Genomic DNA, 12,658 nt, shown 5'->3' on the forward strand with positions numbered 1-12,658 from the left:
AGAAGCTACACGCTCACGTCTGCACACAACTCACCGGGACCGCACATGTGTTGACAGTCTGTCAGCAGCCGCAGTCCGCGGCGTCCACCGGCGCGGTCAGCGGGTCCGCCGCACGCCGCTCGCGGCCCTCCCAGGTCTCGAACGCGAAGCCCTCGCGGACCCAGTACTCGAAGCCGCCGAGCATCTCCTTGACCTGGAAACCGAGTTCGGCGAGGGCGAGGGCGGCCCGGGTCGCGCCGTTGCAGCCGGGGCCCCAGCAGTAGGTGACGACCGGCACGGACCTGTCGAGGAGCCGCTCGGCCTGCTCGGGGATGAGGGCGGTGGGCAGATGGATCGCGCCGGGGATGTGGCCCTGGTCCCAGGAGGCGGTCGAGCGGGAGTCGAGGACGACGAAGCCGGGGTCGCCGTCGGCGGTGAGGGCGGCGGCCACGTCGGAGACGTCGGCGTGGAAGGCGAGAGCGGCGCGGAAGTAGGCGGCGGCCTCGGCCGGGGCGGCGGGGGCGACCCGCAGGACGGGGTTCACGGCGGTCGTGGTGGTCATCTCGGCGCCTCTCTCTGCCCGGCACTGCGGCCGGCTCCTCGACGGGGCCGCTGCCCGGCCCCGCTGACCAGAAATCTACGGTCGATGATCACCTTCCTGAAGAGGTCTTCCACGGTCCGAGCCTTGCCCGGCCGGGGATTCCCCTGCTATCCCTCCCCCATGACCGCGAATTCCCCGTACACCCCGGACGCCACCGACTGGCGCATCCTCGAAGTCCTCCAGCGCGACGGACGGGCGAGCTTCGCCGACCTGGCGCGCGCCGTGTCGATGTCGGCGAGCGCCGTCACCGAGCGGGTGCGGCGGCTGGAGGAGGCGGGCGTCATCCAGGGGTACGCGGCCGTGGTGGACCCGGAGCGGCTGGGCCTGCCGATCCTCGCGTTCGTCCGCCTCCGCTACCCCCACGGCAACTACAAGCCGTTCCACGACCTGGTGGCCGTCACCCCCGAGATCCTGGAGGCGCATCACGTCACGGGGGACGACTGCTTCGTGATCAAGGTCGCCGCCCGTTCGATGCGCCACCTGGAGGAGGTGTCGGGCAAGATCGGGTCGCTGGGGTCCGTGACCACCAGCGTCGTGTACTCCTCACCGCTCCCCCGGCGCCCGCTCGGTCACTGACACACCGGGTCACCGGACCGCGCCGTCACCCGTCACGCCGTGGTCCGCCGTCACCCGTCACGCCGTGGTCCGCTGTCGCACGACCGACCCCGAGCGCTCCTTCACGACCTCCAACTGCGCGTGGATGCGCCGACGCAGATCCCCCACATGGCTGACGATGCCGACGCTGCGGTCCCGTTCGCGGAGCGCGTCGAGGACGTCGAGGACCTCGTCGAGGGTCTGGTCGTCGAGGCTGCCGAACCCCTCGTCGATGAAGAGGGTGTCGAGGCGTACACCGCCGGCCTCGTCGGTGACGACGTCGGCGAGGCCCAGCGCGAGCGCGAGGGACGCGAAGAACGTCTCGCCGCCGGAGAGCGTGGCCGTGTCCCGCTCCCGGCCGGTCCACGCGTCGACGACATGCAGTCCGAGGCCGCTGCGCCCGCGTCCGGACCGGTCGTCGGAGTGGACGAGCGTGTAGCGGCCGGACGACATCCGCTGGAGCCGTACGGTCGCGGCGGCAGCAACCTGTTCAAGGCGGGCGGCCAGGACGTACGCCTCCAGCCGCATCTTGCGCTCGTTGTCGGCGGCGGTGCCGGCGGCGAGGCCCGCCATGCGGGCGACGCGGTCGTACTCCTCGCGCAGCGGTGCCAGTCGTCGTACGGAGGCGGCGGCCCGCGCGGACAGCCGGTCGAGTTCGCCGCGGCGCCGCTCGGCCTCGTCCCACGCGGACACGGCCCGCTGGAGGCGCAGCGCGGCTGCCTCGGCGGCCCGCTCGGCGCCGGCGACATCGGCGGGCGGACGCCGGGCCGCGGCGGCGGTCTCGGGCTCGGCGAGCACGGCCCGCACCGCCGCCTCCTCCGACTGCCGGGCGTCCAGGCGCCGTTGGAGGTCCCGGTGGGCAGCGTCGTCGAGGATCGCCGCGGCGGCCTCCTGCGGGGTGTCGAACCCGGCGCGGAAGGCGGCGTCGGCGAGGCGCGCGTCGGCGTCCTTGAGCCGCTGCGCGGTGTCGTCGGCGGCGCGCACGGCCTCGGCGGCCTCGGCGAGCCGGGCGGCCCGCAGCTCCAGTTGCGCGGCCCGTTCGGCCACGCTGTCGGCGTCGCCCCTGGCCTGCGCCAGCTCCGCCTCCAGGGCGGCCCGTTCCCGTTCCAGGGTGTCCCGGCGGGTGGTGCGGGTCGCGGCGCGGACCGCGGCCTGCTGTTGTGCGGCGGCCCGCCGGTCGCGCTCCCGCTCCGCGTGCAGCAGCGCCTCCCGGGCGGGATGCAGGTCCGAGGCGCCGCGCCGGGCCTCCGCGTAGTCCCGCTCCACCTCCTCGGCCAGTGAGGCGAGCCGGTCGGTCGGGGTGTCACCGGCCTCGGCGCCGGCGGCGGCCAGCGCCCGCTGGAGGAGCCCGAGACGCTGTTCGGCCTCGGCTCGCTCCTCGTCGGCCCGCTGGAACGCGGTGAGCGCCGCTTCCTCCGCCTCCCGGCCGACGTGCCCGGCGACCTTGCGGGCGGGCGCGGGGTGTTCGGTGCCCCCGCAGACGGCGCACGGCTCGCCGTCGAGGAGTCCGGCGGCCAGTTCGGCGGCGATGCCCTGCAGACGCTGTTCCTTGAGGTCCAGCCAGTGGGCGCGCGCGTCCCCGGCGCGCTCGGACAGCCGCAGCACGCTCGCCCGTGCCGCGTCGGTGTCCCGCCCGAGCCGGTCCCGCTCCCGGGCGGCCCGCAGCCGCCGCTCGGCGGGCTCGCGCTGGACGGCGAGCTGCTCGGCCCGGGTCGCGGCCTCCTGGGCGGCCTCGATCCTGGCCCGCAGCCCGGCCCGTACGGTCTCCCACTCCTCCAGCCAGCCCTCGGCGTCCTGGAGGACGTCCTCGTCGGCGCGCTCCTCGCTGTCGAGTTCCGCGCGCTCGGCGAGGAGGTCGGCCAGCTTCCGCTCGGCGCGGCGGGCCGACTCCAGTCCGCCCAGCTCCTCGGACGCCTTCCGGGCGGCGGCCGCGAGCCCGGCGGCACCGGCGTCGGCGTGGTCCGCGGGCAGGGCGGCACGCGTGCGTGCCTCGTCGGCGCTCGCCCGCCGGTGCTCGGCCTCGGCCTCGTCGCGCAGCTCCAGCGCCGGTGCCACGGCCTCGGCCTTGCGGGCCCGTTCCATGCGTTCGCGGTCCGCCCGGTGGGCGTCGGCCCGCTCCTGGAGCGCCGCGGCCCGCTCCTGTGCCTCGGCGAACCGCCGCTGGAGCCGCGCCACTTCGCGTACGTCGTCCAGTTCCCGCTCGGCGGTGGCGTGCGCCGACTCCGCCGCCGTCCGCGCGCAGTGGGCGATGGTGAGCCGCTCCCGGGCGGTGCTGCGGGCGACAGCGGCCCAGCCGAGGACGGCTTCCGCGAGTCCCGGGTCGCCGGGCGCGAGCTGGGGCGGTGCGAGATCGCCCCCGGCGGCCTGCTGCATCCGGTGGGCGTCCGCGAGCAGGTCGGTGTCGCCCTCGCGCACCTGTGCCTCGGTGGCCCGGCGCCGGTCGGCGAGGCGCTTCTCGACCGCGGCGAACCGCTGGGTGTCGAACAGCCGCCCGAGCAGCCGGCCACGGGCCTCGGCGTCGGCCCGCAGGAACCGGGCGAAGTCGCCCTGCGGCAACAGCACGACCTGGCAGAACTGCTCCCGGCTCATCCCCAGGATCTGGGTGATCTCCTCGCCGATCTCCTGGTGCGACCTGCTGAGGTCCTTCCAGGAGCCCCCGGCGGCGTCGTACTCCCGCAGCCGGCTCTGTGCCTTGTCGACCGTCGTCCCCTGCCTCCTCCCCTTCTTGGGGCGCTCCCAGGGCGGCTGTCGGGTGAGCTCCAGCCGGCGTCCGGCGACGGTCAGTTCGAGGCGGACCTCGGTACGGGTCGACGGGTCGGCGTGGTCGCTGCGCAGGGTCATGCCCTGGCCGCTCTGGCGGGCGCCGGGCACCGAGCCGTACAGCGCGTAGCAGACGGCGTCCAGGACGGAGGTCTTCCCGGCGCCGGTCGGGCCGTGCAGCAGGAAGAGTCCGGCGGACGAAAGGTCGTCGAAGTCGACGCTCTGGGTGCCGCCGAAGGGGCCGAAGGCGGTGATGTCGAGCCGGTGCAGTCTCATCGGGCGGTCTCCCGGAGGGTCTCGTCGGCCCGAACGGCGTCGAAGGCGTCCCTGAGCACGGCCTGTTCGCGCGCGTCGGGTCCGGTGCCGCGCACATGGGCCACGAAGTCCTCCGCGATCTGCTGGTCGTCGCGGCCCGCGAGACGCCGTGCGTAGGAGACGTCCGGGTCGTCGGGGGCGCGTTCCGGGTCGAAGACGAGGCTGAGGGTGTGCGGGAATCGGGCGCAGAGCCTGGCCATGGGCTCGGCGGGCCGCACCGGGTCGGTGAGCGTGGCCTCGACCCACGCGTCCTCGTGCGGGGCGAGCCCGGGGTCGGCGAGCAGGTCGTCCAACCGGCCCCGGACGCGGGCGAGTCGGCGCGGTACCGGGCAGTCGACGCGCTCGGCGTCGATCGAACCGTCGGCACCGAGGTCGACCAGCCACATGCTCTTGCGGTGGTCGGCCTCCGAGAAGGAGTACGGCAGCGGGGATCCCGAGTAGCGCACCCGTTCGGTCAGGGTCTGGCTGCCGTGCAGATGGCCGAGGGCGACGTAGTCGACGCCGTCGAAGACCCCGGCGGGCACGGAGGAGACCCCGCCGACGGAGATGTCCCGCTCGCTGTCGCTGGGCGCGCCGCCCGTGACGAAGGCGTGCGCGAGGACCACGGACCGGGTGCCCGGCGCGCGGGTGGCCAGGTCGGAGCGGACGCGGTCCATGGCGGCGGCGAGCACCGCCTCGTGTCCCGGCCTGTCGACCGCGAACTCGTCCTTCACCAGGGCGGGTTCCAGGTAGGGCAGCCCGTAGAAGGCGACGTCGCCGTGGGCGTCGGTGAGGATGACCGGCGTGCCGGCCGCGGAGGCGTCGGTGCACAGGTGGATGCCGGCACGGCCCATGAGCCCGGCGCCCACGCCGAGCCGGCGCGCCGAGTCGTGGTTGCCGGAGATCATCACGGTGGGGACGTCCAGCTCGGCGAGGCGGTGCAGGGCGTCGTCGTAGAGCTCGACGGCGGCCAGCGGGGGCACGGCCCGGTCGTACACGTCGCCGGAGACGACCACCGCGTCCACGTCGCGCTCCCGCACGGTCGTGACGAGGTGGCCGATGAACTCGGCCTGCGCGCCGAGCATGCTGACACGGTGGAACGACCGGCCGAGATGCCAGTCGGAGGTGTGCAGAATCCTCAAGACGCCACTCCGACCCGCATGTTTCCCCTCATCCCTCCCTGGACCCGCCACGACCGGCCCGTACCGCGCCGCCGCACCGACCACGCTAATACCTGTCGGCACCTGGTCAGGCACGGTCCGGCAAGGTCACCGGTGCACGCCTCGGGGCCGACATTTCACCTAGAAAACCGCCGGATTGGGAAAAATGACCGAGGCGCACGTCACACAGCCCGGCCCCGTCCGTCACGCGTCGCCGTACGTCTCCCCGCCGAGTTCGAAGCCGGCCGTGCCCGCGGTGGTGTCGGCGAGCCAGGCGCGGAAGGCGGGCACGTCGGCGTCGGGCAGCCCGATCTCGATGGTGACGGCCTCTCCGTAGCGGACGTCCCGGACCTCGCGCCCCGTCGCCCGCAGGTCGTTCTGCACCTTGCCGGCGCGCTGGTGGTCGACGGTGACCGTGGCGATGCGGAAGCGGCGGCGGGTGAGGGTGCCGAGCGCGTCCAGCGCCTCGCCCACGGCGCCGCCGTACGCCCTGATGAGGCCGCCCGCGCCGAGTTTGACGCCGCCGTAGTACCGGGTGACGACGGCGACGACGTAACGCATGTCACGCCGCATGAGCATCTGCAGCATGGGGACGCCCGCGGTGCCGCCGGGTTCCCCGTCGTCGCTCGCCTTCTGCACGGCGGCGTCGGCGCCGATGACGTACGCGTAGCAGTTGTGTGTGGCGTCGGCGTGCTCCTTGCGGACGGCCGCGATGAACTCCTGGGCCTCCCGCTCGGTGCCGGCCGGGGCGAGGGCGCACAGGAAGCGTGAGCGGTTGACCTCGGTCTCGTGCACACCGGCCCGGGCGACGGTGCGGTACTCGTCCTGCATCCGGCCAGCCTAATCCGTGGCCAAGGGCCTCCCGACGGGGACGACGGGGCGGCTGACGGCGGGACCCGGTCAGTCCTTCTTGCGGCCGCGCGCCACGATCAGGTCCGTCAGGAGTGCCGTCCCCGGCGTGAGGGCGGCCCAGGTGTCGCCGTGCCAGGCGAGGACCGCCACGGCGGAGGTCGGGAACTTGGCGCGCACGGTGTCCAGGGCGTCGTCGAGCGCGTCGCCGGCCAGGTCCAGCACCAGCTCCTCCAGGCCCGGGTTGTGGCCCACCAGCAGCAAGGTCCTGACCCCGTCCGGGACCTCGTGCACGACGTCCAGCAGTTCCGCCGCGTCGGCGGCGTACACGCGTGGTTCGAGCCGTACGGGTGGTGGTGTCCCCCACTGGGCGGCGACCGCCTCCCAGGTCTGGGTGGCCCGTACGGCCGTGGAGCACACGGCGAGGTCGGGCAGGCAGTCCGCCTCGGCGAGGGCCCGCCCGGCGGCGGGGGCGTCACGGCGGCCACGCGGCGCCAGGGGCCGTTCGTGGTCGGGCACGCCCACCGGCCAGGCCGACTTTGCGTGCCGCAGGACGACGAGTCTGCGCAGCGGTCCCGCTCCCCGCCCGTTCATGCCGAGGCTCCGATCTCCCGGGTCAGCTCCAGCCCGAGGAGCCGGTCCGCGTAGGCGAACGTCTCGAACCGCGCTCCGTCGGGCACGTCGTCGGCCCGTTCCACGGCCCGCAGGACGTCGAGCACGGCGGGCACGTCCAGGTCGTCCTCCCAGGCGGCGCGCAGGGCCTGCCGGATGGGGTCCGGGATCGGCTTCGACGGGCGGGTGGCCCAGCCGGCCACCGCCGCGCGCCAGCCGCCGAGGGTCGCCTCCGCCTCGGCCAGGGCGGGGCCGTCCAGGACGACCGGGGTCCGCCGGGGCCGGCCGAGCAGGGCGAGCCGCAGGGCGGTGCCCGACGCGGCCGGTGCCTCCGGCCCGGTGACCGGGGCGACCTCGACGCCGACGGCGTCGCCGTCCGTCTCTCCGGTGCCGGCCACCCGCAGCACCTGCCGCCCGCCGCCCGCCCCGGCGGCCTCCGTCGGCCGGACACCCAGGTCGTCGGCGCGGCCGCGCAGCGCGGGGGGCGGGTCGGCGACCAGCAGGACGGGGACGCCGCCCATGTCCAGCGCACGCGCGAGGACATCGGCGACCAGCAGCACCCGCAGGCCCGAGGTGTCGTCGCTCGGCGCGTGGACGTGAACCCGGGTGAGCGCCCTGCGGACGTCGGCGGGCTCGCCGGTCCGGGCGTCGGTGATACGCAGCACGAAGTGAGCGTAGGCGCGCGAGCGGCGGAACGCAGTGCGCACCACGACATTCCGCTGCCCCCGCCCCCGCTCCCCCGCTTTCCCGGCGGGGGAATCACCGGGTTCGCTCCGCTGTTGCCCAGGGAGCCCGCACCGGGCGCTCTGGTACGGAGATGAGGAGACGGGACATGTACGGCGACGCCGCCACGATCCGCAAGATGCTGACGGAACTGGGCGACACCTGGGCCGTCGTGGGCCTGTCCACCAACCGCGGCCGCGCCGCGTACGGCGTCGCCGAGGTCCTCCGGCGCTACGGCAAGCGGGTCGTCCCGGTGCACCCGAAGGCCGAGACCGTCCACGGCGAGCAGGGGTACGCCTCACTCGCGGACATCCCCTTCCCGGTGGACGTCGTCGACGTCTTCGTCAACAGCGATCTGGCCGGTCCGGTCGCCGACGAGGCCGTGCGGATCGGCGCCCGGGCCGTCTGGTTCCAGTTGGGTGTCGTCGACGAGGCGGCGTACGACCGCACGCGCGCCGCCGGGCTCGACATGGTCATGGACCGCTGCCCCGCCATCGAGATCCCTCGGCTGGGCTGACCTCCGCGGGGCGGCTCGGCTGCCCCGGTGCCCCGTCCGGCTCACGTCCGGGGGCCGCTCAGGCATGTGCGACGACCGCCACCGGGGCCGCCGCGTGGTGCAGCACCGCGTGGGTGACGGGACCGATGTGGGCGCCGAGCGGGGAATGGCGCACCCGGCGGCCGACGACCACCAACGACGCCTCGCGGGACGCCTCGACGAGGTGGTCCGCCGCCTTGCCGGGGCCGGGCCGTGACTCCTCGACCACCGCGACGGCGGGGAACTCCCGCCGCCAGGAGGACAGTGTGCCGGCCGGCCCGGGGGCGTCCCCGGCATCGGCCCCCGCGTCCGGCGTGGCGGTGGCCCGCGGTCCGGGCCCGGCCGAGGACCGGGGGTCCGGGTCGTGGATGACCCGGAGCGCCGTGTTCCGCAGTGCGGCGGCCTCGAAGGCGAACCGGAGCAGGGTCTCGTCCGGGTGCGCGGTGTGCAGTCCGAGGACGACGGGCAGGAACGGCGTCCCGGCGGACGGGGCACCGGCCGGATCCGGTGTGTGTTCGTCGGCGGCCCGCTCTGCGGCCCGGACGAGGACGACCGGGCACCGTGTGTGCGCGACGACGTGCTGCCCGACGGACCCGAGGAGGAAGCCCGCGACTCCGCCGCGCCCGTGCGAGCCGAGGACCAGCAGTGCCGCGTCCGCGGCCGCCTTCTGGAGCTCCTCCGTCGCCCGGCCCGTCAGCTGCTCCAGGGTCACGTCGAGGGCCGGGTGACGCGACCGGACCCCGTCGGCGGCCTCGCTCAGGATCCGCCGGGGCCCGGGGCCCGCCGACGTCACCCCGTGTTCGGCCCAGCCCTGCTGGGCCGAGGGACCCAGCATCGGGGACCGTCCCATCGGCTCGGGCACCGGTTCCCAGACGTTGACCAGGAGCAGCGGCAGGGCGCGCAGCCGGGCCTCACGGGCCGCCCACTCGACGGCGGCGCGGCTCTCACGGGAACCGTCGAAGCCCACGGTGACGGTGCGGGGCATGGGCGCACCTCCTGACGTCGAGGTCTGCCTCCAGGATCGCGGCAAGGCGGCCCGGCCGCACACAGGGATCCCGGCATTGGATTACCGGCAGGCCGGCGAGGCCGAGTCCTCGGGCAGGGTGAGGGCCGTGTGGGCCGGGTGCCCGGTCGCCGGGGGCAGGGCGGTCAGGCCGCGAAGTCTGTTGTTGCGCATGTCAAGGGCTTCGGCGGTGGCGGGGAAGAGCGCCGCGTCGCCTTCACCGATCTTCGCCTGGTTCAGTTCGACGAATCCGCGGGTGTCCCCCTCGTAGGCGGCGAAGGCGGCGGTGTGGTCGCGCCGAGCCGCGAGCGAGCGGGCGAGCATGTAGGCGCCGACGAGGGCGAGGCTGGAACCCTGCCCGGTCAGGAACGACGGTGCGTAGGCGGCGTCGCCGACGAGCGCGACCCGGCCGTTGGACCAGCGCGGCATGCGGACTTGGCTGACGGTGTCGAAGAACGGATCGCTCGCGTCGCGCAGGGCGGCGACCAGGGCCGGGATCTCCCATCCGTGGCCGGCGAAGGCGGCGGCGACGAGGGCGCCTCGCGCCTCGGGGTCGCGGAGGATCGCGAGCGGTGGTTCGGGCTCCGCGAAGGTGAGGAGCGCGTGCAGCTCCGGGCTGTCTCCGACCGCGTAGAGCGCCGCGGCCCTTCCCGGGGTGTTCCAGATGAGCACTTCATGGGAGAGCCCATAGGTGTTCGGCATGGTGAACAGGACGAAGCAGTACCCCAGATAACGGTGGAACCGCCGCTCGGGGCCGAACACCAGCTTCCGGGTGTGGGAGTGCAGCCCGTCCGCGCCCAGGACCAGGTCGAAGCCGCGCTCGAGACCGCTGCGGAAGGTGACGTCGACGCCGCGCTCGTGCTGCGTGAGCGCATCGATGGAGTCGTCGAGGAGGAACTCCGCTTCGTCCCGGACGACTTCGTGGAGGACGTCCGTCAGGACGCCGCGAGGCAGCTCGACATCACGTCCCTCGATACCGCCGGCCACCGCCTGCGGGTGCACCATCGCCGCCTCACTCCCGTCGGCGTGGAGGAAGGTCAACCGGCGCGAGTCGACATGTGCTTCCCGGAGCCGCGGCAGGATCCCCATCCGGCGGGCCACCTCCACCGCGGTCCCCCGCACGTCGATCGGGTACCCACCGCCCCGCGGTCCGGCGGACTTCTCCACCAAGGTCACCGAGAACCCGGCGCGGGCCATCCAGAACGCCACCGTCTGACCGGCGACGCTCGCGCCGGAAACCAGAACCGTGCCCTTGGACGCGCTTCCTCTGTGCATTCGCCGACTCCTCGGTCATGGATGAGACATGCGGGGGCCTACTCGGACGGGGCGGGTCACCCGACGGGCGAGGAGACCGCCGGCGGCGGGGCGAGGCTGCCGCGGCGTGTGCTCCGTACGAGCACCACGGCCAGCACCCCGGCGATCGCGAAGGCTCCGGAGGCGATCGCGACACAACCGAACACGCCCGCGGCCGAGTTCGTCGTCCCGCCGTCGACGACGACGGCGGTCGACCTGAGCACGGCTGCGCCCACGAAGTCCAGCACCACCGACCCGATCGAGACCATGACCATGACGAGGCTGGACACGATGCCCTGCCGCTCGGCGGGGGCCAGGCTTCCCGCCAGGTTGAAGCCGGACGTGCCGAGCGCCCCCACCGTGACGCCCAGCAGGAATCCGCAGCCCAGCGCGACGAGAAGCCGGGACGCCCCGAGGAACATGCCCGTGGTCACCGCGGTGCCGAGCATCACCGCCCCGGCCAGCGTCGGGGCCGGTCCGATGCGTGCGGCAAGCCATCCGGACCCCGGACCGCCGACGGTGACGCCGACTCCCGGCGCCGCGAGCAGCAGCGCCACGGACCCCTGGCCGGCCAGTCCGTATCCCAGTCCCTGACCGGCTGAGACGTCACCGATGAGCGGGATGAGCTGCAGCATGCTCTGGTACGAACCGGCCGCCAGGAAGACGACGAGGAGCGTGAGCACCAGCGGCCCGCTGAGGTCCCGCACGTCGATCAGGGGGTCGGGCTTCCGGCTGGAGACCAGGAACCACCTGGCCAGTGCGGCGACGCCGGCGACGAGGAGAGCCGGCGGTCCGGCCGCGAGCCAGCCGAGTTCCGAGCCCAGACTGACGTAGCCGAGCACCCCGGCGAGTCCTCCGCCGAGGAGGAGGGCACCGCCGACGTCGATCCTGCCCGGTGTCCCGGTCGGGGACTCGGGAAGGACGAGGCGCACACAGATCGCCATCAGCGCCGCACCGAAGGCCGACAGGAGGAACAGGAACCGGAAGCCGGACTCGGCGACCAGTTCCTCGATGAGGAAACGGGAGGCGATGTTGAGCACGGCGGAACCGGAGGTCACGATGCCGACGATGATCATCGCGATGCGGGGTGCGCAGATCCCCCGGACGATGGCGACGGAGAGGAACACGGTGGCGAGAGCCGCTCCTTGCAGCATGCGGCCCGGCACGAACACCCACAGGCTCGGCGCCGCCGCGCACAGGACGGCGCCCGCGCAGCTCAGGCATAACGTCAGCACGAGCACTCTGCGCCTGCCGTAGACGTCGGCGCTCTTGCCGAGCAGGGGCGCCCACAGCACCCCCGCCAGCATCGCGGTGGCGTTGAGCCACGCCGCCTGGCCGGTGTCGAAGTGGTCGAGCAGGGCCGGGAGGACGAGCAGTGGCGCGGTGATGGCCGAGTCGACGACGAAGTTCACCAGGACCAGGACGGCCACCACGCCCATGAGCCGCCCGTTCCATCCCGTGTGCGGTTCCGCGTGTGTGCTTCCGGTGCTCACACCCACCCCCATTTAGATACGCCATGGTTTCTTATTTGGGAGAGTAGAGTACGCGGATAAGAAACGTCAAAGTTTCTAAGGGGAGTTGTGGGAAGACGGCGCGGTGAAGCACTCGAGGCGGCGATCCTCGAAGCGGCCTGGGACGAGTTGAGCGAGCGGGGGTACACCCACCTGACCGTCGACTCCGTCGCCCGACGGGCCGGCACCAGCAAACCGGTGCTCTACCGGCGCTGGGCGGACAAGCAGCAACTGGTCGAGGCGGCGGTCGTACGCCGCAACGCCCTCCAGCAGATCACTCCGGCCGACACCGGGTCCCTGCGCGGCGACCTGATCGCCACCCTCACCGAGCTGAGTGAGAAACAGGGGCCGTTCCTCGTCCAACTGAGCCTCGTGCTCACCGGCTACTTCGCCGAGACCGGCACCGGCTTCGCCGAGTTGCGCGAGATGTTCCTCGCCGGACGCCGCTCCGGACGTGACGAGATCATGGAGCGCGCCGTCGGGCGCGGCGAGATCGATCCGGCCAGGCTCACACCGCGGATCGCGTCGCTCCCCTTCGACCTGCTGCGGGGCGAGACCATGATGACGCTGCGCCCGGTCCCGCCCGAGGCGATCGAGGAGATCGTCGACACGATCTTCCTCCCGCTGGTCCGCTAGGCCCTGTCGTCAGATTCCCGCCGTCGCCCGAAGGGCGGCCCCGCGGCGTCAGGTGCGTGCTCTCGGCGTGCCGGGCCCTGACCCGTGTACTGGACGTACTCGGGTCGG

General features: G+C 73.9%; 12 protein-coding genes. 3 read left to right on the plus strand and 9 right to left on the minus strand.

Translation table 11 applies throughout. The features are described 5' to 3' along the window. Positions 1-61 precede the first annotated feature (61 nt). On the minus strand, positions 62-541 hold the full coding sequence (locus ACZ4Z2_RS30955; RefSeq protein ID WP_468080508.1) for a rhodanese-like domain-containing protein: 480 nt from the start codon (positions 539-541) through the stop codon (positions 62-64). Between the two features lie 159 nt (positions 542-700). On the opposite strand from ACZ4Z2_RS30955, the gene ACZ4Z2_RS30960 reads away from it, so the two are divergent. Continuing rightward, positions 701-1,156, plus strand: coding sequence for an Lrp/AsnC family transcriptional regulator (locus tag ACZ4Z2_RS30960; protein WP_468080510.1), 456 nt, complete (start codon positions 701-703; stop codon positions 1,154-1,156). Between the two features lie 57 nt (positions 1,157-1,213). On the opposite strand, the gene ACZ4Z2_RS30965 is transcribed toward ACZ4Z2_RS30960, so the two are convergent. From ACZ4Z2_RS30965 to ACZ4Z2_RS30985, 5 genes are all read right to left on the minus strand, one after another. After that, positions 1,214-4,210 carry an AAA family ATPase gene (locus tag ACZ4Z2_RS30965; RefSeq protein WP_468080511.1) on the minus strand — a complete coding sequence of 999 codons (2,997 nt, stop codon included), beginning with the start codon at positions 4,208-4,210 and terminating at the stop codon, positions 1,214-1,216. Further along, a complete protein-coding gene (locus ACZ4Z2_RS30970) occupies positions 4,207-5,370 on the minus strand; it encodes an exonuclease SbcCD subunit D (protein ID WP_468080512.1) in 1,164 nt (387 codons plus the stop codon). Before ACZ4Z2_RS30970 ends, ACZ4Z2_RS30965 begins: the two co-directional genes overlap by 4 nt. 222 nt (positions 5,371-5,592) lie before the next feature. Beyond that, a complete protein-coding gene (locus tag ACZ4Z2_RS30975; RefSeq protein WP_468080513.1) occupies positions 5,593-6,219 on the minus strand; it encodes a YigZ family protein in 627 nt (208 codons plus the stop codon). 69 nt (positions 6,220-6,288) lie between these two features. Beyond that, entirely contained in the window at positions 6,289-6,831 is a 543-nt protein-coding gene (locus tag ACZ4Z2_RS30980; protein WP_468080514.1) for a SixA phosphatase family protein, read from the minus strand. Continuing rightward, positions 6,828-7,514: a hypothetical protein gene (locus ACZ4Z2_RS30985; protein ID WP_468080515.1), complete on the minus strand. Its 687-nt coding sequence runs from the start codon at positions 7,512-7,514 to the stop codon at positions 6,828-6,830. The genes ACZ4Z2_RS30980 and ACZ4Z2_RS30985 overlap by 4 nt, the downstream gene beginning before the upstream one ends. 167 nt (positions 7,515-7,681) lie before the next feature. Here ACZ4Z2_RS30985 and ACZ4Z2_RS30990 point away from each other — a divergent pair, with 167 nt between their 5' ends. Next, complete coding sequence (locus ACZ4Z2_RS30990) at positions 7,682-8,089, plus strand: CoA-binding protein (RefSeq protein WP_468080517.1); 408 nt, start codon at positions 7,682-7,684, stop codon at positions 8,087-8,089. Positions 8,090-8,147: 58 nt separating this feature from the next. On the opposite strand, the gene ACZ4Z2_RS30995 is transcribed toward ACZ4Z2_RS30990, so the two are convergent. From ACZ4Z2_RS30995 to ACZ4Z2_RS31005, 3 genes are all read right to left on the minus strand, one after another. After that, positions 8,148-9,092: a universal stress protein gene (locus ACZ4Z2_RS30995; RefSeq protein WP_468080518.1), complete on the minus strand. Its 945-nt coding sequence runs from the start codon at positions 9,090-9,092 to the stop codon at positions 8,148-8,150. Positions 9,093-9,173: 81 nt separating this feature from the next. After that, on the minus strand, positions 9,174-10,385 hold the full coding sequence (locus ACZ4Z2_RS31000) for an FAD-dependent monooxygenase (protein ID WP_468080520.1): 1,212 nt from the start codon (positions 10,383-10,385) through the stop codon (positions 9,174-9,176). A 56-nt stretch (positions 10,386-10,441) separates the two neighbouring features. After that, entirely contained in the window at positions 10,442-11,896 is a 1,455-nt protein-coding gene (locus ACZ4Z2_RS31005) for an MFS transporter (protein ID WP_468080522.1), read from the minus strand. Between the two features lie 87 nt (positions 11,897-11,983). Here ACZ4Z2_RS31005 and ACZ4Z2_RS31010 point away from each other — a divergent pair, with 87 nt between their 5' ends. Further along, the gene (locus ACZ4Z2_RS31010) at positions 11,984-12,550 is read left to right on the plus strand and encodes a TetR/AcrR family transcriptional regulator (protein WP_468080524.1); all 567 of its coding nucleotides are present in this window, start codon (positions 11,984-11,986) and stop codon (positions 12,548-12,550) included. Positions 12,551-12,658 lie beyond the last annotated feature (108 nt).

It is taken from the genome of Streptomyces sp. NPDC030183 (assembly GCF_055573455.1).

Bases quoted from the DNA above. Each gene is read 5' to 3' on its own strand.
- ACZ4Z2_RS30955 (WP_468080508.1), bottom strand. From the start codon at position 541: ATGACCACCACGACCGCCGTGAACCCCGTCCTGCGGGTCGCCCCCGCC.
- ACZ4Z2_RS30960 (WP_468080510.1), top strand. From the start codon at position 701: ATGACCGCGAATTCCCCGTACACCCCGGACGCCACCGACTGGCGCATC.
- ACZ4Z2_RS30965 (WP_468080511.1), bottom strand. From the start codon at position 4,210: ATGAGACTGCACCGGCTCGACATCACCGCCTTCGGCCCCTTCGGCGGC.
- ACZ4Z2_RS30975 (WP_468080513.1), bottom strand. From the start codon at position 6,219: ATGCAGGACGAGTACCGCACCGTCGCCCGGGCCGGTGTGCACGAGACC.
- ACZ4Z2_RS30980 (WP_468080514.1), bottom strand. From the start codon at position 6,831: ATGAACGGGCGGGGAGCGGGACCGCTGCGCAGACTCGTCGTCCTGCGG.
- ACZ4Z2_RS30990 (WP_468080517.1), top strand. From the start codon at position 7,682: ATGTACGGCGACGCCGCCACGATCCGCAAGATGCTGACGGAACTGGGC.
- ACZ4Z2_RS30995 (WP_468080518.1), bottom strand. From the start codon at position 9,092: ATGCCCCGCACCGTCACCGTGGGCTTCGACGGTTCCCGTGAGAGCCGC.
- ACZ4Z2_RS31000 (WP_468080520.1), bottom strand. From the start codon at position 10,385: ATGCACAGAGGAAGCGCGTCCAAGGGCACGGTTCTGGTTTCCGGCGCG.